The organism is Ornithinimicrobium cryptoxanthini, from assembly GCF_023923205.1.
GTDB classification, from domain to species: domain Bacteria; phylum Actinomycetota; class Actinomycetes; order Actinomycetales; family Dermatophilaceae; genus Ornithinicoccus; species Ornithinicoccus cryptoxanthini.
In genome coordinates, this window is the sequence record NZ_CP099490.1 from 68562 (window position 1) to 93282 (window position 24721).

At 71.3% G+C, this 24721-nt stretch carries 17 protein-coding genes; 10 read left to right on the plus strand and 7 right to left on the minus strand.

Features of this window, described 5'->3' with window-relative positions; genetic code table 11:
* Nucleotides 1–25: 25 nt before the first annotated feature.
* The gene (locus NF557_RS00310) at nucleotides 26–1837 is read left to right on the plus strand and encodes a cell wall-binding repeat-containing protein (protein ID WP_252621106.1); all 1812 of its coding nucleotides are present in this window, start codon (nucleotides 26–28) and stop codon (nucleotides 1835–1837) included.
* A 121-nt stretch (nucleotides 1838–1958) separates the two neighbouring features.
* Nucleotides 1959–3479, plus strand: a complete 1521-nt coding sequence (locus NF557_RS00315; protein ID WP_252621107.1) for an ATP-dependent DNA ligase — start codon at nucleotides 1959–1961, stop codon at nucleotides 3477–3479.
* 21 nt (nucleotides 3480–3500) lie between these two features.
* On the opposite strand, the gene pgfA is transcribed toward NF557_RS00315, so the two are convergent.
* Nucleotides 3501–4616 carry a cell envelope lipid trafficking protein PgfA gene (pgfA, locus tag NF557_RS00320; protein WP_252621108.1) on the minus strand — a complete coding sequence of 372 codons (1116 nt, stop codon included), beginning with the start codon at nucleotides 4614–4616 and terminating at the stop codon, nucleotides 3501–3503.
* A 75-nt stretch (nucleotides 4617–4691) separates the two neighbouring features.
* On the opposite strand from pgfA, the gene NF557_RS00325 reads away from it, so the two are divergent.
* Nucleotides 4692–5912: an acyltransferase family protein gene (locus tag NF557_RS00325; protein ID WP_252621109.1), complete on the plus strand. Its 1221-nt coding sequence runs from the start codon at nucleotides 4692–4694 to the stop codon at nucleotides 5910–5912.
* On the opposite strand, the gene NF557_RS00330 is transcribed toward NF557_RS00325, so the two are convergent.
* Both NF557_RS00330 and NF557_RS00335 read right to left on the minus strand, forming a co-directional pair.
* Nucleotides 5875–10098 (minus strand): alpha-(1->3)-arabinofuranosyltransferase domain-containing protein, encoded by a 4224-nt coding sequence (locus NF557_RS00330; protein WP_252621110.1) that lies wholly within the window; start codon nucleotides 10096–10098, stop codon nucleotides 5875–5877. The two genes, NF557_RS00325 and NF557_RS00330, sit on opposite strands and share 38 nt — an antisense overlap.
* Nucleotides 10095–10871, minus strand: a complete 777-nt coding sequence (locus tag NF557_RS00335) for a class I SAM-dependent methyltransferase (protein WP_252621111.1) — start codon at nucleotides 10869–10871, stop codon at nucleotides 10095–10097. Before NF557_RS00335 ends, NF557_RS00330 begins: the two co-directional genes overlap by 4 nt.
* A gap of 58 nt (nucleotides 10872–10929) precedes the next feature.
* On the opposite strand from NF557_RS00335, the gene NF557_RS00340 reads away from it, so the two are divergent.
* Together NF557_RS00340 and nhaA are read left to right on the plus strand one after the other, a co-directional pair.
* On the plus strand, nucleotides 10930–12126 hold the full coding sequence (locus NF557_RS00340; RefSeq protein WP_252621112.1) for a glycosyltransferase family 4 protein: 1197 nt from the start codon (nucleotides 10930–10932) through the stop codon (nucleotides 12124–12126).
* Nucleotides 12127–12181: 55 nt separating this feature from the next.
* The gene (gene nhaA, locus NF557_RS00345) at nucleotides 12182–14062 is read left to right on the plus strand and encodes a Na+/H+ antiporter NhaA (RefSeq protein WP_256855721.1); all 1881 of its coding nucleotides are present in this window, start codon (nucleotides 12182–12184) and stop codon (nucleotides 14060–14062) included.
* 72 nt (nucleotides 14063–14134) lie between these two features.
* On the opposite strand, the gene NF557_RS00350 is transcribed toward nhaA, so the two are convergent.
* Nucleotides 14135–15730: an acyl-CoA dehydrogenase family protein gene (locus NF557_RS00350; protein ID WP_252621113.1), complete on the minus strand. Its 1596-nt coding sequence runs from the start codon at nucleotides 15728–15730 to the stop codon at nucleotides 14135–14137.
* A 110-nt stretch (nucleotides 15731–15840) separates the two neighbouring features.
* Between NF557_RS00350 and NF557_RS00355 the strand changes: the two genes are divergently transcribed.
* Nucleotides 15841–16038, plus strand: coding sequence for a hypothetical protein (locus NF557_RS00355; protein ID WP_252621114.1), 198 nt, complete (start codon nucleotides 15841–15843; stop codon nucleotides 16036–16038).
* Here the strand turns inward: NF557_RS00355 and NF557_RS00360 are convergent.
* From NF557_RS00360 to rfbA, 3 genes are read right to left on the minus strand one after another with little or no spacing between them, the layout of a single operon-like run.
* Entirely contained in the window at nucleotides 16026–17744 is a 1719-nt protein-coding gene (locus NF557_RS00360) for an MmpA family trehalose lipid delivery protein (RefSeq protein ID WP_252621115.1), read from the minus strand. The two genes, NF557_RS00355 and NF557_RS00360, sit on opposite strands and share 13 nt — an antisense overlap.
* Nucleotides 17745–17782: 38 nt before the next feature.
* Nucleotides 17783–18604, minus strand: coding sequence for an ammonia-dependent NAD(+) synthetase (gene nadE, locus NF557_RS00365; protein ID WP_252621116.1), 822 nt, complete (start codon nucleotides 18602–18604; stop codon nucleotides 17783–17785).
* Nucleotides 18605–18634: 30 nt separating this feature from the next.
* Nucleotides 18635–19498 carry a glucose-1-phosphate thymidylyltransferase RfbA gene (gene rfbA / locus NF557_RS00370; RefSeq protein WP_252621117.1) on the minus strand — a complete coding sequence of 288 codons (864 nt, stop codon included), beginning with the start codon at nucleotides 19496–19498 and terminating at the stop codon, nucleotides 18635–18637.
* Nucleotides 19499–19552: 54 nt separating this feature from the next.
* Between rfbA and rfbB the strand changes: the two genes are divergently transcribed.
* From rfbB to NF557_RS00390, 4 genes are all read left to right on the plus strand, one after another.
* Entirely contained in the window at nucleotides 19553–20563 is a 1011-nt protein-coding gene (rfbB, locus tag NF557_RS00375) for a dTDP-glucose 4,6-dehydratase (RefSeq protein ID WP_252621118.1), read from the plus strand.
* Nucleotides 20560–21957 carry a sugar nucleotide-binding protein gene (locus NF557_RS00380; protein WP_252621119.1) on the plus strand — a complete coding sequence of 466 codons (1398 nt, stop codon included), beginning with the start codon at nucleotides 20560–20562 and terminating at the stop codon, nucleotides 21955–21957. The genes rfbB and NF557_RS00380 overlap by 4 nt, the downstream gene beginning before the upstream one ends.
* Before the next feature lie 117 nt (nucleotides 21958–22074).
* Nucleotides 22075–22740, plus strand: a complete 666-nt coding sequence (locus NF557_RS00385; protein ID WP_252621120.1) for a hypothetical protein — start codon at nucleotides 22075–22077, stop codon at nucleotides 22738–22740.
* A gap of 185 nt (nucleotides 22741–22925) precedes the next feature.
* Nucleotides 22926–24713, plus strand: a complete 1788-nt coding sequence (locus NF557_RS00390; RefSeq protein WP_252621121.1) for a peptidoglycan-binding domain-containing protein — start codon at nucleotides 22926–22928, stop codon at nucleotides 24711–24713.
* Nucleotides 24714–24721: the final 8 nt, after the last annotated feature.

The following is a 24721-nucleotide window of genomic DNA, read 5'->3' on the forward strand; positions in this document are numbered from 1 at the left end:
TAAAGAACAGGTCTAGTCTGCGTAAATGAAGCGCAAAGGGGCACTCATCGCAGGTTTCGCCTCCCTCGCCATCGCGTGTGCTCCGGCAGCGACGGCTTTGGGGAGTCCGCCCGGTGGATCGGGCGCGGTTGAGCAGATCACGGCGGCGGAGAGCGCAGGCGAGCTCGACGCGTCGCCCGACGCTGGCGCCGAGGCAAGCGCCGAACCCACCGCCACCACTAGCCGGCTGGCCGGCAGCAACCGCTATGGGACGGCGGCCAGCATCTCGAAGTGGACCTTCAAGAACCCGGGCGACGCCCACTCGGTCTATCTCGCTCGCGGTGACGTGTTCGCCGATGCTCTGGCGGCCGGCGTGCTGACCGACGGTCCGGTGCTCCTGGTGCTGCCCGGCTGTGGGGCTCCGCCGACGGCGACGGTCAACGAGATCAACCGGCTGGACCCGGTCAACGTCATTGCCCTCGGGGGCGCCGCTTCTGTCTGTGAGGACACCCTGCAGGCTGCCGCGGGAGGGCGCCCGACAGACCGACTTGCTGGTGAGCAACGCTCCGGGACGGCCGCAGCGATCGCGCAGCACGAGTTCGATCCGGGGGTCGCCACCGTCTATCTGGCCAAGGGCGCGGACTCTCCCGACGCCGTGGCCGGTGGTGTCCTGACCGACGGCCCGATCCTGCTGGTCTCCAACGATGGCACGAGCGTGCCGGCGGTGACGGCAGCAGCCATCGATGCGCTGGACCCAGGGCGCGTGGTCGCCCTGGGCGGCCAGACCTCGCTGACTACCGCGGTGCTGCAGGGTGCTGCGGACGGACGGCCCGCAGCCCGGGTGCACGGTCCCAACCGCTGGGCCACCTCTGTCGCCATCGCCAAGCGTGCCTTCCCCAGCGGGAGCAACCGCGTCTACCTGGCTCGCGGCGACAACAACCAGTTCGCTGACGCTGTGGTCTCCGGTGTGCTGACCGACGGGCCCGTTCTCCTGGTCGACGGCCCGTGCGACTCGATCGCTGCGTCGGTCCGGAACTACCTCGCCGATGTGCAGCCCAGCTCGGTCATCGCTCTCGGCGGGACAGCGACGATCTGTGGCAGCCTGCTCACCCAGGCCGCCGCGGCGGCGAGCCCACCCCCGCCACCCCCGCCGCCTCCACCCGTCCCGGACTGCGCGGTCGTCAAGTGTGTGGCGCTGACCTTCGATGACGGCCCCTCGGCATACACCTCGCAGCTGGTGGACACCCTGGACAACCTCGACGTGCCCGCCACCTTCTTCGTGGTCGGCCAGGCCGCGAGCGCGCGCCCCGGCACGGTCAAGCGCACCTACGACCACGGATATCCGGTGCAGAACCACTCCTGGAGCCACCCGGAGATGAACACGCTGACCCGGACCCAGCAGCTGTCGCAATACAACTCGACGAAGAACTACCTGACCGGTCTGGGCATCGCGCCGACCGACATGCTGCGCCCGCCCTACGGCGCCTGGAACGCCAACACGCGCACCCTCGGGGTGCCGCTGATCCTGTGGAGCATCGACACCCGGGACTGGGAGAACAGGAACACCGCGACCATCCGGGCCAACGTGCGCAACAACATCCACCCCGGCGCGATCGTGCTCCAGCACGACTCGATCTCGCAGAGCGTCGCCGCGGTGCCCGGGATCGTCGCGGATCTGCGGGCGAGGGACTATCACTTCGTCACGGTCGAGGACCTGGTGCCCTGGGCGGGCCCGGGGGACCTCGTCTACAGCCGCGGCAAAGTGATCGACGCAGCCACCGAGGCGGAGCCCACGGTCGTCGACGGCGCCGAGTTCCTGACCCCCGAGGGTGCCCTGGACCAGCCCCCGCTCGACTGACCCATTCTTGAGGCAGCTCGGACCGCGGCGCGCCCACGTCGGGCGTGGGTCGGAACGCGGCTGACCCTTTCTTGGGGAGATTCGGATCGCCACTGTCAGCGCTCGGGTGGATGCTGGGACCATGCAGCTTGCCCGGGTCATCGAGACGTCCGCCCTGGTCACTGCGACCAGGTCTCGCACGGCGAAGGTCGCGGCCCTCGCGCAGACCCTGCAGGAGGCAGCCAGCTCGGGCGAGGTCGCGGTGGTCACGGACTACCTGGCGGGTCGGCTGCCGCAGCGCACGGTCGGAGTCTCGTGGCGTGGGCTGCGAGCACTGCCAGCGCCGGCTGACACACCCGGCCTGACGGTCGCACAGGTGGACGCCGCGCTGAGTGCCCTCGCGTCGATCGCCGGCTCTGGCTCCGGGGCGACCCGCAGTGCGGCGGTGACCAACCTGTTCTCCCGGGCGACTGAGGTCGAACAGCGCTGGCTGGTGGGGCTGATCACCGGTGAGCTGCGTCAGGGCGCCGGCGACGGGGTCATCCTCAAGGCGATCTCAGAGGCGGCGCAGGTGCCTGAGAGCGACGTGCGTCGAGCGGTGATGCTCGCTGGCTTCGCCGGGCCGGTCGCCGCAGCGGCGCTGGGGGCAGGTGGTGGCGACGCCGCTGCCCGTGCCCTCGCCGAGATCCAGCTCGAGGTGGGCCGACCGCTGAGGCCGATGCTGGCAGCCTCAGCTCCCGACATCCCGGGCGTGGTCGACGGGCAGACCGTCGTCGGCGTGGAGACCAAGGTGGACGGCATCCGGCTCCAGGTGCACCTGCGCGACGGCGAGGTGCGGCTCTTCACCCGCACCCTGGAGGAGGTGACCGACCGGATGCCTGAGGTGGTCGAGGCGGTCGCTGAGCTCCCGACTCGCCGGGCAGTGCTCGACGGCGAGGTGATCGCGCTGACTCGGGAGGGCCGACCAGAGCCGTTCCAGGTGACCGGTGCCCGCACCGCGAGCACCGCCGACCCGGCGGCACTGCGCGAGCAGGTGCCCCTGACCACGTTCCTGTTCGACCTGCTGCACCTGGACGGACGCGACCTGGTGGACGAGCCCGCCGCGGACCGTTGGGCGGCGCTGGCCGAGCTGGCACCGCACCTGCTGGTCTCCCGCGTGGTGACTGACGACCCGGTCGAGGCGCAGACGTTCTTCAGGGACCAGGTGTCAGCGGGCCACGAGGGAGTGGTGGTCAAGGCACTGTCCGCGCCCTACGCCGCCGGACGGAGGGGAGCCGGGTGGGTCAAGGTCAAGCCGCGCCACACCCTGGACCTGGTCGTGCTGGCTGTCGAGTGGGGCAGCGGGCGGCGTCACGGTTGGCTGTCCAACATCCATCTTGGCGCTCGCGATCCGCAGACCGGCGAGCTGGTGATGCTCGGCAAGACGTTCAAGGGCATGACCGACGAGATGCTCGAGTGGCAGACCGCCCGGTTCCTGGAGCTGGAGACGCACCGTGAGGGGCACGTGGTCCTTGTCCGCCCCGAGCAGGTGGTCGAGATCGCCTATGACGGGGTGCAGCGTTCCCCGCGCTATCCGGGTGGGGTTGCGCTCCGCTTCGCGCGGGTGCTGCGTTATCGCGACGACAAGCCGGTGAGCGAGATCGACCCGGTGCCGGTGCTGTAGGCCGCCCGGGGCGCCGCCGCTCTAGCCGTTGCGGTCCCGGTGCATCCGACGGGTGAGCAGCTCGGCGTCGGACTCTCCCTCGGCGTAGTCCGCGTCGTAGTCCTCAACGTAACCCTCGTCGTAACCCTCGACGTAGTCCCGGTTGTCATCCTGGTCCGGGTTGTAGTGGGCACCATAGGCATCCTCGCGCCGCCCGTTGCCCAGCGTCAGGAAGACGCCCAGTGCCAGCAGCAGCAGACCAGTGATGACACCCACCAGGGTCAGCGGGCCGTGGATGAAGCCCAGCAGCGCACCCTTGGAGCCGTACTCGTCGGCGTTGGCCTTCACCGTGTCGTCCGTGTAGCCGATCGCGCCCTGCGTGATCGGCACCGTCGGCAGGCTCGCGTCGACCGGTTCGAAGCGGACGTTCTGCTCCTCCAGGCCGCGCAGGATCACGCCGGTGTTCGGCTCGACCCACAGCGTGCGGGTGTTCTCATAGACGCGGGCGGCGTCGACCGGCTCGTCAGTCCCGAACAGTTCGCCCGGCAGTCCCGCGCTCTGCGCGACCTCCTGTGGGCCGATCTCCATGACGAACTTGTATGCCGTGACGCCCTCGAGCTTCTCCTCACCCGAGTAGACCGCTGTCACTGCCTCGCCGACGGCACCGTCCCAGTAGGGGTAGTCCTCCTGCTGGGTGTTGAAGGGGAACTTGAAGAAGAGGCCGTCGTGCTGGATCGGCTCGCGCACGGCGACATCGTCGGGCTGGCTCGCGTCGCCGACCGCGATGTAGTCCCCGCAGCAGTTCGTCGACATGGCCGTGGTGCGGTCGAAGGAGACACCCTCATCGGAGTAGCTGAGGACGGGGCCGTCCTCGACGCTCGACTCGACGGTGGTCTGCCAGAAGGCGTTGTTGTCGGTCGCGAGTCCGGGCACACCGACCACGTTGCGGGTCGAGAGCAGCGTGACGTTCTCGAGCTTCTCGATGCCGTCGGCCGAGACGCGGAGGGCGCTCATCCCCTCACCGCGAGACACCGACACGGTCTCCTGGTCGAGCTCGACCTTGGCGAGGCTGTCATAGATCACCGGCTTGGCCAGCACCCCGAGGAGCAGGGCGAACGCACCGACAACAAGGCTGATTAGTCCGAGGATTCGGCGCATCACTGTCTCCTTCGACCAGTTGGCTGTGGCGGAGCCTACCAGCGGGTAACGATTCGTCGTAGAGTCAGCGCCGAGATGACCGCAATCGACCCTCGGCAAGAGTCCACCGTTGCTCCGGCCGCCACCCGTCCGGCCGCCGCCGGTCCCGCTGCCGTGGATGTCTCGCGGCTGCGCCGCAGGTTCGCGCCGCTGGACGGACTGCGGGCCGTCGGTGCGCTGATGGTGGTGGTCACGCACGTCTCGGCACACACCGCGACCAGCGTGACCGAGCCCTTCGGGGGCCTGCTGGCACGGTTCGATGCGGGCGTCGCCCTGTTCTTCGTGATCTCCGGGTTCCTGCTCTATCGGCCGTATGTCGCCGCGCGCCTGACCGGGGCACCGGCCCCCGATGTCCGCGGCTATCTCTGGCGACGGGCGCTGCGGATCCTGCCCGTCCTGTGGATCGCGGTCGCCGGCGTGTGGCTTCTCTTTGACCACGGGACCCCGGCGAGCCAGTATCTGCGCCACGCTCTGCTGGTCCACATCTACTGGCCGTCCAACTGGGTGCTCGGGCTGACCCAGATGTGGAGCCTGGCGGTGGAGGCGGCCTTCTATGTGGCGCTGCCGTTGCTGGCCTGGCTGCTGGTGTGCTCAGCCCGCGACCCCCTGACGTTCATCCGGCGCAGCCTGGCAGTCCTCGGTCTCCTGGTGCTGCTCAGCCCCGTGTGGGTCTATGTCGCGACAGCTCTCGAGCACCCGACCGCCCCGCAGTGGCTGCCGGCCTATCTCGGCTGGTTCGCGATCGGCATGGCCCTGGTGACCTGGCAGCAGGCCCGGGGCCTCGGCCTGCTTCGCGCCTCCCGGATCGATGACCTGGCGCGCCACCCGGGCACCCTGTGGCTGATCGCCCTGGCCATCCTCGTGATCGTCGCGACGCCGATCGCCGGTTCCCGTGGGTTGGCACCGGCGGTCGCGGGGGAGGCGGCGTTCAAGAACCTGGCGTATGCCGTGTTCGCGGCGTTGTTGGTCCTGCCCTGCATCGCGGCACTCCGGGACGGCGACGACGCGCGGGTCGCGCGGGCGCTGGGCGGCCGGGTGGGCCGCTGGTTGGGCGACATCTCCTACGGGATCTTCGCCTATCACCTGCTGATCCTGGAGCTCATCGGTCCGGTCGCCGGTCACGAGAACTTCACCGGCGGCTTCTGGCGGCTGCTGGTGCCGACGCTCCTGGTCACCGTCCCGGTCGCGGCGATCAGCTATCGCTTCCTGGAGCGGCCGATCATGGACTGGGGTCGGCGGGTCTACTCCCGTCGCTGACCGGCCCGGCAGATCGGGGTCCGACGTGTGGAGTGCGCAGCCTGGGCGGGTCCGTCACCGCAGCAGCGACGAGGACCAGCACGATCGTCAGCACCAGCAGGACCTGCGGCAGCACCGCGGTGAGGTCGCTGCCCTGAGGGCGTGGTCCGGCCCAGGCGAGCAGCGCGGCGCCGACCACTCCGGTCAGCGCCGGCACGGCCAGCGCGACAGCTGACCTGGACCCTTCAGCCGTGCGACGTGCCACGAGAGTCAGCACGACACCGGCCAGCACCCCGAGCAGCAGGCCCCACACACCGGCGAGGGCGAGAGCGAACAGCCCGACGAGGGCAGCCCGAGCGGGCAGGGTGAGGGTCGCGGCCCGCTGCGGGAGCGCCGGGCGAGTCCCGTCCTGCCGCCCCGGGCGCCAGAGCCCGGCGCCCACGAGGAGCAGCAGCGCGCCGAAGCCGAGTCCAAGGCCTGCGCGATAGGCCCCGTCCGGCCCGAACCGCGCCTCCAGGGTCCCGGCAACCCCCGCCGGCACGACGAAGCCCTGCTGCCACCCGTCAACGACGAGCGGCTCGAGGGGGGTGGGAGCACCCTCCTCACCGGCGAGCGCGGCCGACCAGCCGGAGCCGAAGTTCTGGGCCAGCACCACGAGCGAGTCCTCCGTGCGGGCCGGCAGGTCCACCCGGACCTCGGCAGGTGTCGGCCGCGTCAGCTCGAGCGGTGTCGCGGGTGCCAGCTCGGCGTCGAAGCCGTCACGGGTCAGGGTCAGCTCCACCGGCACCCACCGGTCGGTCGCCACCGCGGTGATCTGGTTGGCCGCCGCGTCGAGTGACACGGACCCCGCGTCGCCGCACGGGCGCCAGTCCAGGCGGTCGCGCTCCAGCACCTCACGGGCAGTCCCGGTCACCTGCGTGCGCACCGTCGTGCCGTTGACCGTCACGTCCGGCCCGGAGCCACACGGCAGGGACAGTGCCCGGTCCGGGTCCGGCACCGGGAAGTCGGCATCGCCGAGCAGGGTCAGCTCGGAGACACCCACCGGCAGTCCGCGGGCCGGGCCGGGCAGCAGCGGGTCCGAGGTGGTCACGGTGAACGAGCGTCCGAAGGTGACCGCCACCTCGGAGACCTCGACCGGGTCCCAGCTGACCTCGCCGCCATCGCCGATGACCAGGTCCATCGGCTCGCCGCCGTCGAGGCTCACCGACAGCTCCGACGGTCGGCTGGCCGGCAGGAAGTAGTCGCTCGACACGCGCAGTCCGGTCAGCTCCCGCTCCTGCGGCAGCTCCAGCGTCAGCGTGGGTGCACTGTCGAGCACACCCGCGACCCAGCCCGTGCCCTCATCGCCGTCCACCACCGTGTCCGGCCTGCCATAGGTGGCGAACACATCGCGTGATGAGGCGCTCACCTCGACCTGGCCCGGCTCTCGCAGCAGCTCCTCGATCGCCTCCCCGTCGACGGGCATGACCTGGCCGTGCACGGCATACGACCCGGCGGTGTCCAGAGTGACCGTGCGGTGCAGACCGGCCGGCTCCTCCATCGGCTGCGCCTGCAACCCGGCACACAGCGGCCGTTGGCCCAGCATCAGGCAGGCCGAGCGTCCGAGCTGCTGGGCGCGCAGGGACACCACGTCGACCGGCCCGCTCGCGGACCGGACCTGCAGGTCCGGGGCTATGGGGCTGATCCCGGGCAGGTCCACCTCGGCGAGCGCGGCGCCCGTCACCGTCCCGGCTGGCACCGACGCCGCCACGATGCGCAGGGTCGTGGTCGGCCCCTCGGGCACCGTCAGCTCCTGGTCCAGCGAGTCCGCGTCGACCACGGTCGTCTCGCTCCCGGCGTCGGTCACCACCCGCCATGACTGCACAGGGGCGAAGAAGGCGGAGGCGCTGAGCCGCACCGTCAGGTGGGTGCCGAGATCCTGGGGCTGCGTGAAGTCCACCTGCCACCACTGGCCCTGCGGCGAGCCCAGGTCACCACTGAGCCAGGCCGTGCCGGGGTCGCCGTCCAGCGCGGCCCACGGGTCATAGCCCGGACCGGCCCGTCCCAGCACGTCGACGTCCGACGCGGATGACGAGGCCGTGACCGCGGCGACCGGCGCCGGCCACGTGATCGGTGCCCGGTCGCCCAGCCCGGGGACCAGGTAGTCGTTGACGCGACGGTCCGGCATCGCCTGGTCGGGGGTCATCATCCCGGAGAGGTTGTCCACAGCCCGGCCGAAGTCGACCGCCCGCCGACGGTAGCCGTCGCTGAGCACCGTGCCGCCGAGCTCGTCGAGGTCCACTCCGTCGAGGTCCGCCCCATCGAGGTCGGCTGAGTCCGTGGCACTGCTGCCCTCCAGCAGGTATGCCGGGGAGAGCCCGGCCAGGCCCGGCACGTCCTCGGGTCCACCGGTCAGGCGCAGTGTGTCGGCCAGCGGGACCAGGCGAGCGGTCATCGGGTCCGGCACGGCATAGATCTGCACCGACGGCGTCGGCACGACGGTGCGCTGCCGGACGGTGTGGCTGTCCGACTCGCCAGCGGGACCGACAGGGGGACCGAAGTCGGCGACCCGCTCCAGACCCGCACCGACCAGTGCCTGGTGTGGGGCGACCTGGGGCGTGCGGTGGGCGGTCAGGGCCAGGTCGTTGCGGACCACGACCCAGCCGACTCCGCCGCGGCCCAGCGCCTGTGCAAGGTCTGGCCCTCCGTCGCCGGAGCCCAGGCGCCGCTGGATCTCATCGAGCCAGCGGGTGGACCCGGCACCGCCCAGCGGCACGGCGTCGCGGACCGCGAAGGGACGCTCCATCAGCGACTGCAGGGGTTCGTCGCGGGTCGAGCCCCAGGTGAAGTCGGCGAACGAGGCCGCCGGCACGACGAGCACCGTCCCGTCGCCGGGTTGGGCGTCCAACCAGTCCGCGGCCTGCTGCCAGTGCGGCGCGATCTGCTCGTGGCCGCCGACGCGCGGCAGGGTGGAGGCCAGTCCCGGTGCCGCCACAAGCACCACGGCGCACGCTGTGACAAAGGGCAGCAGCGCCCGGTGCAGCTGCGCCTGCCGGCTCCACCGGGCCAGCTGGGTCAGGGCGCTGGCCAGCAGCAGCACCAACGGCAGCCGCACGACGAGCTCGAACTTGTGGGTGTTGCGCAGCGCTGCGAGCGGCCCATCGAGCAGGTCCTGCACCGGCGCGGCCAGGACCCCGGACACGGCCCCGGTGTGACCGGCGGTGACCAGGACCAGACCGGTGCCGACCCCCACCGCGAGGAAGAGCCGGTGCGGCGTGCGCGAGCGGGTGAGCGCGAGCAGACCCACGATGGCGATGACCAGGCTGCCGGCGACGAGCAGCCCGCTGTCGACATACTGCCGACCGCCGGGCCAGGCCGGACCGCTGGACGTGATCAGATAGCCCAGCCAGTGGCTCGTGCCGCGCAGTGCCTCGCTCGGTGCCGCGACCAGGGTGGAGACCACGGCGGACTCGATCCAGTCCAGGAAGGGCGGGCTGTGCGCCCCCATCACCAGCAGCGGCACCAGCCACCAGGCCATCGCGACCACGACCGCGGCGAGCCAGCCCAGGAGCGCCAGCAGCGTCTCGCGGGTCCGGCGTCGGGTGAGGAACCACAGGGTCGGCAGCACCAGCACCGCGCCGGTCGCGACTGCGTTGACGCCACCGACCAGCGCCACGGCCAGGGCCGAGCGCCAGATCCGTCCCCACCAGGTCAGCGGCGCCCGGCTGACCAGCGGCAGCAGCACCCAGGGAGCCATCGCCATCGGCCACACCTCGACGGAGGTGATGGTGACCTCGCTGAGCATCCGCGGGGACAGGGCATAGGCGAACGCGGCGACGTAGGTCGTCCACGGCGTCCCCATGCCGAGGGCGCGGGCCAGCTTCCAGGTGCCGAGGAAAGCGACGCACAGGATCACCGACCACCACAGCCGTTGCACCACCCAGGCGGGCAGCCCGAGCTCGATCAGGAACGCGTGGAACGGTCCGACCGGCAACAGATAGCCGTAGGCCTGGTTCTGGAGCTGTCCGAGGAAGCCGTGCGGGTCCCACAGGTGCAGCGAGCGGCCGAGGAACGCCAGCGGGTCGGCGGTCAGGTCGAGCTTGGTGTCGGGCACCACCAGCCCCGGTGCCTGCCGGAACATCAGCGCGGTCAGGGCCAGGCACCCGAGGACCAGGCGGGCGCCCCACGGGGAGGAGGCGGTGCCAGGACGCTCCGGCTCGGCAGTCACAACCGCTCCAGCACGATCACGGCGTTCCAGGCCACGACCTCACGCAGGCCCGGCACGCGGATCAGCCACCGCGCCCAGGCCGGGTGATAGCGCGGCTCGACCGCCACGATGCGCGCCTCACCGGCCGCCTCGACGGACCGGGCCCAGCGCATCATCCGGGCCACGGAGCAGACAAACAGCGAGGTCCCGAAGTCGTTCTTGGGTCGGTGTCCGCGCCGCCGGGCATAACGGTCGGCGGCCCGGCGCCCGCCGAGGTAGTGCCACATCCCCGTCTCGTGGCCCCCGTGCGGTGACAGCCACGGCGTCCAGGACAGATAGGTGGTGCCCCCGGGCCGGGTCACGCGCAGCATCTCGTGCGCCATCTGCTCGGGGTCGGGGACGTGCTCCAGCACGTTGGAGGAGAAGCAGAGGTCCACGCTCGCGTCGGCCAGCGGCAGCGCCAGGCCGGACGCGCGCAGCGTGTTGGCGGCGGCGTGGCCGCGGGCGGTCAGCTCACCGGCATCGGGCTCGATGCCGAGGTAGCGCGCTCCGGCGGCGAGGAAGGCGTCGGCGAAGTAGCCGGGTCCGCCACCGACATCGACCACGTCCGCGCCGGCCAGCTCGGCGAAGCGGGCGACCTCGCGCGTCGAGTCGGCCGCGAGCACGCTGTAGAACCGGTCGGGGTCGCTCTGCTCGACCAGGAAGGCCCGGAAGAGGTGGACCGAGCGTGCGAGGGTGCCGGTCGGCGGCAGCTCGACATCGTCCACGACAACGAACCATAATGCGGCTACCATTCGGTAACTCATTTGGTGGCCCCCGCGCCGCCGCACCATGACGACGGAGTCTGACCCGATGCGGATCGCCCTGTGCAACTGGCGCGATCTCGCGCACCCCGAGGGCGGCGGCGCCGAGGTCTATGCGCGGATGGTCGCCGAGGGGCTGGCCGCCGCAGGTCATGACGTCACCTTCCTGTGCGCCACGCACGACAATGCCCCGCGCCAGGAGACGATCAACGGCGTGCACTACCTGCGGGCCGGGTCGCGCACCGGGGTGTATGCCGCAGCGCGCCGGGCGATCCGCCGGCTGGAGCCCGTGCAGGGCAGGTTCGACGTGGTCATCGACGTGCAGAACGGCCTGCCGTTCTTTGCTGGCTGGGCCACCCACGCGCCGGTGGTTGTCCTGGTCCACCACGTGCATCGCGAGCAGTGGCCAGTCGTCTTCAGCAAGCCCGTCGCGACCCTCGGCTGGGGCATCGAGTCGCAGGTCGCACCGCGGCTCAACCGTGGTCGGCAGTATGTCGCGGTGTCCCGCTCCACCAAGGACGAGCTGGTGGAGATGGGGGTCGAGCGCGACCACGTGGCGATCATCCACAACGGCACCAAGGCACCCCTGCCGGTGCCGGCACAGGAGGTCGACGGGCCGCGCCTGCTGGTGCTGGGTCGGGTGGTGAAGCACAAGCGGATCGAGCAGGCGATCGACGTGGCGACCCGGCTGCGCTCGCGCCACCCCGGTCTGCGGCTGCGCGTCGTCGGCGAGGGCTGGTGGAGCCCGCAGATCCGCGACCACGTGCAGGCTGTGGGGGCGCAGGACTACGTCGATCTGCTGGGTTTTGTCGACGAGGAGACCAAGCACCGGGAGCTGGCCTCGGCCTCGCTCCTGCTGGTGCCCAGCGTGAAGGAGGGCTGGGGGCTGTCCGTCGTCGAGGCCGCCAGCCACGGCGTGCCGGCCATCGGCTACCGCGACGCCGGTGGTGTCTCGGAGTCGATCGAGGACGGGGCGACCGGGCTGCTGGTCGACAACTTCGACCAGCTGGTCGCCTCGGCCGACGCACTGCTGCGCGACCCTGACCGGTTGGGCGAGCTCGGCGCCAACGCGCTGGCGCACTCGGCCCGGTTCACGTGGGACGAGACGGTGCGCGCGTGGGAGCAGCTGCTGCTGCGCACGGCCTGGGGGCACACCCCGACGGCCATGGGCGACCATGCCCACCCGGTGCCGCCGGTGCGCTCGCACACCGAGGCCGAGCTGCCGGTGGAGCGCGGCACCGCCTGACCCTTGGCTGGGCTGAGGGCTGCCGCTGCCAGGCTGTCGCCGCTACGCTGCGAGAGTGGCTGCGGACGCCGGGACGTCAACGGGGGAGACGAGGGCGAGCCGGCGCCACCTGTCCGGTGGAACCTCCCCCTCGCTCCGGTCCTTCCTGGGGACGGAGGCCGGCAGCGCGGGCCTGATGCTTCTGGCTGCGGTCGTGGCGCTGCTGTGGGCCAACTCCCCGTGGTCGGCCGGCTACGAGGCGCTGTGGAAGACCTCCGCTTCGGTGCGGCTGGGGGGTGCCGAGCTCGAGATGGACCTGGGTCACTGGGTCAACGACGGCCTGATGGCGCTGTTCTTCTTCGTGATCGGGCTTGAGGTCCGGCGTGAGCTCTCCGTCGGCGAGCTGACGCGCCGCCGCCGCCTCGTGGTCCCGCTGGTGGCCGGCGTCGGGGGCATGCTCGTCCCCGCGCTCCTCTATCTGGCGCTGAACCCCTCGGGTGACGCGGCGCGTGGGTGGGGCATCGTCATCGGGACCGACACCGCCTTCCTCCTGGGCGCTCTGGCCATCGTCGGCCCCGCCGTCTCCACGCAGCTGCGCATCTTCCTGCTGACGCTGACCGTCATCGACGACATCGTCGCGGTGACCGTGATCGGCGTGGTCTATTCGGACTCGATCCAGCTCGGACCGCTGCTGCTGGCAGTGGCCGCCCTGCTGGTCCTCGTCGTGGCGAGCCGGCTGAGAGTGGGGCGCGCCTCGCCATACGTACTGGTGGTCGTGGTGCTCTGGCTCGCCACGGTGCAGTCGGGGGTGCATGCCTCCATCGCCGGGATGCTCGCTGGGCTGTTGGTGCCGGCCTGGGCGCCGCGTCGGGACGAGGTCGAACGGGCGGCCTCCCTGTTCCAGGCGTTCCGCCAGTCGCCGATGGCGAGCGTCGGCCGCTCCGCGGGCCGGGGGCTGGCCCGGGCGGTGTCCGTCAACGAGCGCCTGCAGTCGGCGCTCCACCCGTGGACCAGCTATCTGGTGGTGCCGATCTTTGCCCTGGCCAACGCCGGCGTGGACCTGCGTGGCGGGTTGCTCGCGGAGGCGCTGCGCTCACCGGTCACCTGGGGCGTGGTCATCGGGCTGGTCGGCGGCAAGTTCATCGGCATCGGTGGCGGCGCCCTGCTGGCGGCCCGCCTGCGGCTGGGGGAGCCGCCCCAGGGGGTGGGACCGGGCCAGATCCTGGGTGGGGCCGCGCTGTCCGGGATCGGCTTCACCGTCTCACTGCTGATCATCAGGCTGGCCTTCGAGGACACCCCCCACCTGCTCAACGAGGCCACGGTCGGCGTCCTGCTGGCCGCGGTGCTCGCGACCGCCCTCGGCTGGGTCAGCTTCCAGGCTGCTGCGGCCTTCCACGGGGAGCGGTCGGCGGGCCTGCCGACGGCGCTCAGTCTGCCGGTCGACCCGGAGCGGGACCACGTCCGTGGGCCGGTCGGCGCGCCGCTGACCCTGGTGGAGTATGTCGACTTCGAGTGCACCTTCTGCGCCGTCACCACCGGGGTCGCCCGGGAGCTGCAGGAGCACTTCGGCGACGACCTGCGCTATGTGATCCGGCACCTGCCCCTGCCGGACGTGCACCCGCACGCCGAGCGGGCCGCGCTCGCGGCGGAGGCAGCCGGTGCCCAGGGCCAGTTCTGGGCGATGCATGACCTGCTGTTCACCCGGCAGGACCGGCTCGAGATCGAGGACCTCGTGGGCTATGCGTCCGAGCTGGGCCTCGACGTCGAGCGCTTCCTCCAGGACCTGGACCGGGAGGACCTCGCCGGCCGGGTGCGGGAGGACTCCCTCAGCGCGGAGGAGAGCGGGGCGCGGGGCACCCCCACCTTCTTCGTCGGCACCGAGCGGCACGTGGGTCCCCATGATGCCCAGACCCTGATTCGCGAGCTGCAGGCGAGGCGTCCCGGAGCTCCTGGCTGACGTCCGCCTGACGTCTCGCCTGACGCCCGCCTAATGCCCCGTCTGACGCCTGACATCCCTCCTGACGCCGGGTCAGGCGCGGTCCAGGATCGCGGCCAGGTCGGTGCCCGCGGGCAGCACGCCATAGAGCTGGCCGCCCTGCCCGTCCAGCCGGGTAGCCACGAACGCGTCGGCCACCGCCGCGGGAGCGTGGCGCACCATGAGTGAGGCCTGCAGCGCCAGGGCCAGGGCCTCGACGAGCTGTCGCGCACTGGCCTGGTCAGCCCGCGCCAGCAACGTCCGCGTCCTGGCCAGGTGGGCGTCGAGAGCGTCCGAACCACCCACCGACACCTCGGCCAGGAACGCCTCGACCGACTCAGGGTCCTTGGTGATGGCCCGCAGCACGTCCAGCGCGATGACGTTGCCTGACCCCTCCCAGATGGCCATGACCGGCTGCTCCCGATAGCGCATCGCCAGCGGGAAGTCCTCGACATAGCCGTTGCCACCCAGGCACTCCATCGCCTCGTAGGAGTGGCCGGGGCCGCGCTTGCAGACCCAGAACTTCGCCACGGCCGTCGCGAGGCGGCGGAAGGCAAGCTCCGCGTCGTCGGCGTCCGCGTCGTGGGCCCGGGCCAGGCGCAGCGCGGTCCAGGTGGCCGCCTCCGACTCCAGAGCCAGGTCGGCGAGGACGGCCGTCATCGCGGGCTGGTCCACGAGCAGCGCGCCGAAGGCGTGCCGGTGCCGCGCGTGCCACACCGCCTCGGCCACCGCCTGACGCATCCCGGCGGCGGAGCCCAGGACGCAGTCGAGCCGGGTGTGGGCGACCATCTCGATGATGGCGCGCACCCCGCGACCGGCCTCGCCGACCCGGTAGCCCACCGTCTGGTCCAGCTCGATCTCGCTGGACGCGTTGGAGCGGTTGCCGAGCTTGTCCTTCAGCCGCTGGATGGCAAACACGTTGCGGGTCCCGTCATCCAGCACCCGCGGCACCAGGAAGCAGCTCAGCCCGACGGGCTCCTGCGCGAGCACCAGGAAGGCGTCCGACATCGGTGCGCTGCAGAACCACTTGTGTCCGGTCAGCAGGTGGGACCCGTCACCGGCGTCCACCGCCGAGGTGGTGTTGGCGCGCACGTCCGAGCCACCCTGCTTCTCGGTCATCGCCATGCCCATGATCGCCGATCGTTTCCCGGGGACCAGGCGCTCGTCATACGCACGGGAGAACAGGCGCGGGAGCCACCGGTCGGCCAGCTCGGGGGTGAGCATGAGGCTGGGGACGGCGGCGTGGGTCATCGAGACCGGGCAGGCGTGACCGGGCTCGACCTGGGCATAGAGCATGAAGGTCGCGGCCCGGGCCACGGCGGCACCGGGAGCGGGTTCGGCCCAGGCCGCGGTGTGCGCCCCGTCGGCTACGGCTGCGCCGATGATGCGGTGGTATGCCGGGTCGTAGGCGACCTCGTCGACGCGCCGGACCCACCGGTCATGGGTGTGCAGCACCGGCGGCTGGCGGTGGACGGTCGCGGCATCCCCCTGGAACTGCGCGGTGCCGACCCGGGTGCCCACGTGGCGCAGGTGCTCGCTCGCCCACCCGGCCTCGAAGGCCTGCACCGCCTCGGTGAGCGCGAGGTTGGTGGTGAACTCGTCCACGTCCACGCGCGGCGGTGGCTGGTTGGTGACCTCGTGGGTGGACATGGCTCACCGTATCGCCACGGGCAACCCGTGCTCCCGGCCGCCGCCGAGCTGCTCGCGACCCGGGATACCTTGCGGTAACCTGGCGTCGACACACTTCCCAGGGAGGCCCCGTGAGTCAGTCCACGAACGCCGGCGGCGTCGGTCGACGCATCCTGCCTGCCGCGCTCGCCCTCGTGGTCGGCCTGGGCGCGGCCGGAGCGGCTACCGCTGCCGTGGTCAACAGCTTCAGCCCCGCCGACTCGCAGGCGCGCAGCACCGGTCTGACCGACCTGAAGCCGGCCGAGGAGATCCTCGGCTACGGCGACTGACCGACCCGCAGCACCTGCCACTCCCTCCCGTCGTGCACGACGGACACCCCCTGACCAGGCGTCGGTGACGCTCCGGGCGTCTGTCGCCAGATGATGACCTGGCTGATGCCGGCCTCGCGCAGGGCCTCCGCCTCCAGAGACGTCCCGGTCGCGAGCGCCCTCACCTGCGGGTCCTCCTCACCGCCCACCTCCCACGCGACCCCGTCGCGGCGCACGGTGAGGGTGCGCGCGTGGAGGACCTCGGCCTCCAGCGCGCGGGGGAACGGGTCGAGGAACTGCACCGGCCCCACCCGGTCCACCTGACGGAACGGCTGCCAGGGCAGCAGCAGCACGGAGCCTTCCGGCCCCTCGTGGACCAGATCGACCACGGTGGTCCACTCGGCCGGCACCGCCACCGGCCCGGCGTCCCGGGCCAGTCGTGCGGGCACGTCCGGGACGGTGAGTATGCCGAGGGCCAGGACCACCGCACAGGCACCCAACACATAGCCTCTCCCGCATTTTGATAGGGGTTTCGCTGGGCTCCCCCCCATTTTGGTAGTGGTTTCGTAGGGCGCCAAGGGCACGGTGCGCGCAGCGAAGACCTTGACCAGGTGCGCCAGGCCGAGGGCCACCAGCGCCGCGACCGCCAGGGTCGACCACCCCAGCCAGCGGTGGGTGTCCCGCGCGAGGGCGAGGCCAGGCACCTGCTGCAGCTCTCGCCAGACCGGCAGGAGCGGGCCGGCCAGTAGCAGGACCCCGACCACGCCTGCGACATAGGCAGCCGCGGCCAGGTCAAGGGCCGAGCGCGACGGGCGCCCTGGTCTGTGCGCGCGCCGAAGCCACCACCACGCGCTCGCCGCGCCCAGCACCAGCACCAGCTGCGCGGCGAGGACCGCGGCGTTGCCCCGTGAGTCCGGCCACGCCCCACCTGCCCACACCCCGCCGAGGGTGACGACCGAGCCGATCGTGCCCCAAGGTCCGTCGGCCGCCACCGCAAAGGCGTCTGCCCCGTCGCGCACCGCGCCGGCGCTGGGGTGCGCAAGAGCGGGGACGAGCCACGGCAGCGACAGCAGCCCGACCGGCACCATCAGGGCGACAGCCTGCCCCACCTGGCTCGCCCACCGACCGGCCCGGGAGTGCACGTGCACGGTGGCCACCACGAGCACCGTCACGCCAGCCATGACGGTACCGACCGGAGTGATCGCCGCGGGTGCCGCCGCCAGGAGGACCAGCAGCAACCGGACCCGCAGGGGACGCTGGGCCCGCACGGCCAGCACCAGCCACGGGATCATGGCGAAACCGAGGAGCGACGGTGCCTGGCCGAGCAGAAGCCGCTCGGCGACATACGGGTTGGTGATGGCCAGTCCGGCCCCCACGGCGGTGGCCACCGGTCCGTGTCGGCGCAGCAGCGTGGTCATCCCGCAGCCCACCAGCAGCAGCGGGGAGACGAGCAAGATCCGCGCGACCAACCCGGACGGCAGCAGCACGCTCAGCGCCGCGACCACGGCATCCAGCGGGACCGCCCGGGGGGCTGCGTCACCGCCACCGGTGTTGGCCCCCAGCACCGGGTCGGGCACGGTCACGAAGTCGCGGAAGAGGAACACCCCGTCCCAGGGGCCGACAGCGACGACACCCCCGAGCAGCAGCGCGGTCGCCGCGAGGGTCACGGTCAGGCCGCTCGCCCAGGCCCAGGAGGTCTGGCGCGAAGCTGGCACTGGCACTGGCACTGGCACGAAGGCTCGGGGCCCGGCGGCGGTCGGGAGGTTCAGACGTCGTCCGGGGTCACCGGCAGGGCGCGCTTGTGAGCGGTCCTGGTGTGCCAACCCTCGATGGTGGCCCGGTCCTGGTCCGAGACCTCTTTGCCCTCGAGATAGTCGTCGATCGCGTCATAAGTGACGCCGAGCGACTCCTCGTCTGGGCTGAGCGGTTTGCCGGCCTCGAGGTCGGCTGTCGGGACCTTGCTCACCAGGTGCTCGGGCGCGCCGAGGTGGGCAGCGATCGCGCGGACCCGGCGCTTGGTCAGGCCCGCCAGCGGGGTCAGGTCGCAGGCGCCGTCGCCAAACTTGGTGTAGAAGCCGACCACCGCCTCGGCCGCCTGGTCGGTGCCCAGCACCAACAGGGAGCGGGCGCCGGCGGCGAGATACTGCGCGACCATCCGCTCGCGCGCCTTGACGTTGCCCTTGACGAAGTCGGCGTGGCCGATGCTGGTGAAGTCGACCCCCGCGGCATCCACCTCGGAGAACATGGCGTCCGTCGACGCCTGGATGTTGACGGTGATGGTCTCGTCGGCACCGACGAAGGCCACGGCAGCAGCAGCGTCCGCCTCATCGGCCTGCACGCCGTAGGGCAGCCGCATGGCCAGGAAGGCCGCCTCACCGCCGGCCTCACGGACTCGCTCGCACGCCAGCTGGGCCAGCCGACCGCACGTGGTCGAGTCCACCCCGCCGCTGATGCCGAGGACGAACCCCTTGGTGCCGGACCCGCGCAGATAGTCGGTCAGGAATGTGATCCGGCGCTCGGTCTCGCTCGCGGCGTCGAAATCCGGCCGCACTCCCAGCTCGGCGATGATCTCCTGCTGCTTGCTCATGGCTACGAACCTACCGCTCACACCAGGGCTTCAGCCGTCAAGGAGTGACAATAGATAGCTGCCGTAACCCGATTTCAGGAGCGGTCCGGCACGCTCGCTCAGCTCCTCGTTACTGAGCAGGCCCATCCGCCAGGCGACCTCCTCGGGGCAGCCGACCTTCAGCCCTTGCCGGCCCTCGAGGGTGCGCACGTAGTTGCCTGCGTCGTTGAGGTCGTCGAAGGTGCCGGTGTCCAACCACGCGGTGCCCCGGGGGAGGACCTCGACCTGGAGCGACCCCTCCTGCAGGTAGGACCGGTTGAGGTCGGTGATCTCCAGCTCTCCCCGGGCGCTCGGGCTCAGGGCGCGGGTGCGCTCGACCACGGTCTGGTCGTAGAAGTAGAGGCCGGGCACGGCATACGGGCTGCGGGGGTGGCGCGGCTTCTCCTCCAGCGACAGCGCCCGGCCCTCCTCGTCGAACTCCACCACGCCGTAGGCCGTGGGGTCAGCCACCCGGTAGGCGAACAGCGCCGCGCCGGCCAGGGTCTCGAAGCGGCGCAGCTGGTTGCCCAGGCCGGAGCCATAGAAGATGTTGTCGCCGAGCACCAGGGCGCTGGTCTCGCCGGCGACGTGGTCGGCCCCGATCAGGAAGGCCTGCGCGATGCCGTCCGGGCTGGCCTGCTGGGCATAGGTGATCGAGATGCCGAAACGGGAGCCGTCACCCAGCAGCCGCTCGAAGGCCGGGGCGTCCTGGGGCGTGGTGATCACCAGGACGTCACGCACCCCTGCCAGCATCAACGTCGACAGGGGGTAGTAGACCATCGGCTTGTCAAAGACCGGGACCAGCTGCTTGCTGACCCCGAGAGTGATCGGGTGCAGCCTGGACCCGGTGCCGCCTGCCAACAGGATTCCTCGCATGCCGAGTCATCGTAGGCGCACCCGCTGACGGTGGCGGTGGTTAGGGTTGGCGGCATGCAACATGTGGTGGTGACCGGGGGTGCCGGCTTTATCGGGTCCAACTTCGTGCGTTACGTCCTGACGCACACCGCGGCTCGGGTCACCGTCCTGGACAAGATGACGTATGCCGCGAGCCCGGAGGCGCTCCAAGGGTTGCCGGCCGACCGGCTCGAGGTGGTCGTGGGTGACGTTGCGGACGCGTCGGTCGTCGACCCGCTGGTGGCCCGGTTGACCGGCCCGTCGGACGCGGTGGTCCACTTCGCCGCCGAGTCGCACAACGACAACTCCCTGCGTGACCCCAGCCCCTTCGTGCAGACCAATATCGTCGGCACGTTCGTGCTCCTCGAGGCGGTCCGTGCCCACGACGTGCGGCTGCACCACGTCAGCACCGACGAGGTCTACGGCGACCTGGCGCTGGACGACCCGCAGCGGTTCACCGAGCAGACGCCCTACCGGCCCTCCAGCCCCTACTCCGCGTCCAAGGCCGGAGCCGACCACCTGGTGGCGGCGTGGGTGCGCTCGTTCGGGGTGCGCGCCACCGTGAGCAACTGCTCCAACAACTACGGACCATGGCAGCACATCGAGAAGTTCATCCCCCGGCAGATCACCAACGTGTTGTCCGGCAGCAGACCGCGCCTGTATGGCTCCGGCCAGAACGTGCGGGACTGGATCCACACCGAGGACCACTCCTCGGCCGTCTGGGCGATCCTGCAGGACGGCGTGATCGGGCAGACCTATCTGATCGGCGCCGACGGCGAGCGCTCCAACCTCGAGGTCGTCCAGCTGGTCCTGGAGCAGCTGGGCCGTGACCCCGACGACTTCGACCACGTCGCCGACCGGCCGGGCCACGACCTGCGCTACGCGATCGACTCGACCCTGCTGCGCACCGAGCTCGGCTGGAACCCGCGCTACACCGACTTCGAGGCCGGTCTGAAGGACACCATCGAGTGGTACTCCGCGCACCGCTCCTGGTGGGAGCCGCACAAGCAGGACGTCGAGGCCGGCTACGCGACCAAGGGGCAGTGACGGTGGACCTGGCGATCCGGCATACCGCCATCCCTGGTCTGCTCGTCGTCGACCTGCCGGTCCACGGCGACTCCCGCGGGTGGTTCAAGGAGAACTGGCAGCGAGCCAAGATGACCGCACTCGGACTGCCCGACTTCGGTCCGGTCCAGCACAGCGTCGCGCACAACGGTCCGGCCGGGGTGACCCGGGGCATCCACGCCGAGCCGTGGGACAAGTTCGTCTCGGTCGTCCACGGACGGGCCTTCGGTGCCTGGGTGGACCTGCGGGAGGGGCCGACGTTCGGGACCGTGCACACCGAGGAGCTCGACGAGCGCACCGCCGTCTTCGTGCCCCGCGGAGTGGGCAACAGCTATCAGACCCTGGCCCCGGACACCGTCTACTCCTACCTCGTCAACGCGCACTGGAGCCCTGACGCGCACTACACGATGCTCAACCTGGCCGACGAGACCGCGGCCGTGCCCTGGCCGATCCCGTGGGCGGACGCGACGGTCTCCGACAAGGACCGGGCGCACCCCCGGCTCGGTGAGGTCAGCCCGGTGCCCGCGGCGCGGACCCTGGTCCTGGGCAGCGCCGGTCAGCTGGGACGCGCCCTCCTGGCGCAGCTTCCCGGGGCGGTCGGCCTGACCCGTGCCGAGCTCGACCTCGGCGATCCCGCCGCGATCGCGGGGCTCGACCTCTCCGGCGTCGACACCGTGGTCAACGCCGCCGCCTTCACCCAGGTCGACCGTGCCGAGACCGATGACGGGCGCCGACAGGCCTGGGCGGCCAACGCGACCGGGGTGGCGGCGCTCGCGGCTGTCGCGGCCCGGCACGGGTGCACGCTGGTCCACTACTCCAGCGACTATGTCTTCGACGGCACGGCGCGCGAGGCCGACGAGGGGGAGCCGCTGGCGCCGCTGGGGGTCTATGGCCAGGCCAAGGCGGCAGGGGACCTGGCGGTGTCGGTGACCCCGAGGCACTACCTGCTGCGCACCTCCTGGGTGGTCGGTGACGGAGGCAACTTCGTGCGGACCATGCAGCGCCTCGCCGGCGGGGGGGTCGAGCCGCGGGTGGTGGACGACCAGGTCGGCCGGCTCACCTTCACCAGCGAGCTCGCCCGCGCGACAGCCCATCTGCTGACCAGCGCCGCGCCCTACGGGACCTATCACGTGACCAACGGCGGCGAGCCCGGCAGCTGGGCCCAGATCGCCCGGCGAGTCTTCGCCCACGAGGGCCGTCCCCAGTCGGCCGTCCACGCGGTGACCACGCAGGACTATGCCGCGGACACTCCTGACCCGACCGCGCCGCGGCCTCCGCGCAGCGTGCTCGACCTGAGCCGGCTGCGGGCAACCGGCTTCGAGCCGACCGACCAGTGGCAGGCGCTGGAGGACTACCTGGGCACCGACCCGGCCTGATGGTCGTCGCACCGGCAGCGCCAGGAGGCGCCGATGTGGCGCGGCCGGTCGGCCCGCCCGACTAGAGTGGGCCTGGCTGGAGGGGGTCCCCGGCTGGCCGATCGCCATACACGACACATGAGGAAGAGGTGCGCCATGCGCCGCACGATGACCATTGCTCTGACCGCCACCGCGCTGCTCGGTCTGTCTGCCTGCGGGGGCTCCGAGCCGCTGACCCAGGAGCAGAGCCGCGAGGCACTCCTGACCCAGGAGGACTTCCCGCTGGACGGTTTCACCGCTGGGACCGTCGAGGAGGGCGCCTCGGACTCCGAGGCCACCGACGCGTTGGCGGACTTCCCTGGGGCCGACCAGTTCAGCGACGAGTGCACGGACGCGCTGGAGTCGGTGGAGAACGTCGGCAGCAAGTTCACCACCCAGTCGAGCGTCGACTTCACCGGCGACGACCCGTCGGCCACCCTGATCGGGCCGGCTGAGGTGACCGTGGTCGTCGCGTCCCTCGAGGAGGGTGACAACCCGCTCGAGGCGGTCAACGCGCTCAGCTCGGCCTGTGACGAGGTCAAGATCGAGGAGCAGGGCATGGAGCTGACGATCAACTTCAACGAGGTCGACGGCGACGCGCAGGGGGCCAAGATCTCACTGTCCATGGGGGGTCAGGCGATGGAGATGGTCATCGCTGGTCGCGAGGACGGCGGCAACTATGCCGTGGTCACCGGGACCGGTGTCAGCGACGAGGAGCTCATGGAGGTCCTGGACGCACAGGAGGAGAAGATCGCCGACCTCTGAGTCGCGCCAAGCTCAACAGTCACACTGGCCCCACCTGTCACTCCACTCCGCCAGTGAGTCAAGAAACGGCCCCGAGTCGCCAAAAGATCCTCCTCGAGGTGTAGTCAGGAGGGGGTCGGTGGCTCTAGAGTCATGACCAGGTTCCGTGACGCAGTGCAGGGCGAGTGTGGGCAGGAGAACGACGCGTGCAAGACATAGGGGGCACCACCCGGCCAACGGGTGGTCGGCGAGCAGCGGGCCGAGGGAGGCACCGCGAGCTCCACATCACGCTGCAGCGCAGGTCGATCGCGGTGCTGGGGGCCGCGCTGGTCATCTCGATGGTGCAGTTCCCTGCCTCTGGTGACGGCAAGGACGGGGGCGACTCCGGCGCCTCGTCCACCGAAGGGTCAGGTCAGGGCTCCACACCGGCGCTGCCAGGGACCAGCTCCTCGGGTGGATTGCAGTATGGCGGCCGCTCGATGGGTCCCTCCCCACTGCTGACGCTGCCGGAGGACCCGAGCTACCCGGTGCCGGAAGCCCCGGTCAACGAGAGCCTGCCCGACGGCGTGGAGCTGCCCGAGGACGTGGACCAGGCGGCCGTCTTCCAGCGCAACGTGATCTGCGACCCGGTCGCCAAGCCGGGCGTGATCGCCGTGGCCAACCTGCTCGGCCAGGCCTACGACCGCCCGGGCTACACCCTGGCCCGCTCCTGCATCGACCTGCGTTCTGAGCATTACGACGGCCGCGCGGTCGACTGGCAGCTCAACGCCTATGACCCGATGGACCGTCGCATTGGCGATGCCGCAGCCACCTGGCTGACCGACAACGACGGCGAGGTCGCCCGCCGGCTCGGCATCCAGTCGGTCATCTGGAACAACCGCTCCTGGCACGCCAGCGACGGCACCTGGAGGGCCTATGCCGGACAGAGCCCGCACACCGACCACATCCACATCTCGCTCACCTGGGACGGCGCCAACATGCGCACCTCCTGGTGGACCGGGGTCGCGCTGACGGCCGAGGAGGTCGACCAGGGCCCGTGCGCGGTCGTGGGCGGTGCCTATGCCGCCGTGCCGCAGGCGGCGCGCACCGAGCCGTGTGACCTGACGCAGTTCTGGCCGGCCGACACTGGCTATGCCTCGATCCGTCCCGGCGGACAGGGCGCTGGCCTCGGCCTGGTCCAACCGTTGTTGGACGTCCCGCAGACCAACCAGTTCGACCTGCAGACCCGCGAGGCGCTGCTGGTGTGGCAGGACGAGCAGGGGATCCCGCAGACGGGCGTGCTCGACCAGCTGACGTATGCCGCGGCGCTGGGTTGGGAGCTCCCTGAGCTGCCCGAGGCGGCGCTTGCTGTCGCGCAACCGGACCATGCCGTCACCGAGTTCACCGCGCACAAGCGGGCCGTCCTCACCGAGGGTGACACCGGTGAGGTCGTCAAGGTCCTGCAGGGGGCGCTCGGCGTCGACGACGACGGCGTCTTCGGGCCGTTGACCGCTGAGGCGCTCACGGAGTTTGCCGGGGAGCACCCGCTGCTGCTCGATGACCTGACCGCCACCGACACGCTGGTCTGGGAGCTGCTCGAGCAGCGTGCCCATCCGCACCTCGCGCTGCGCCAGGTCGAGCTCGAGATCGGTGACGAGGGCTACCCAGTCCAGGTGCTGCAGCGTCTCCTCGAGCTCGAGGACGACGGCATCTTCGGACCGATGACCCAGCAGGGAGTGCTTGACGCCCAGGGCGCGGCCGAGCTTGAGGAGACCGGCCTCGTCGACGGCGCGACGTGGCAGGCGATCGACGAGGCAGCCGTGGCCCGTGCCAATGCAGACGCTGAGGCGGAGAAGCAGGCCGAGGCTGATGCGAAGGCCAAGGCGCAGGCCGAGGCTGATGCGAAGGCCAAGGCGCAGGCCAAGGGGGAGGCAGCGGCCAAGGTCGCGACCGACGCCAAGGCAGAGCTCGACCGGTTCGCTCGCGAGGTGGCCGACAACGGCGCTGTGAAGTGACGCGGCGG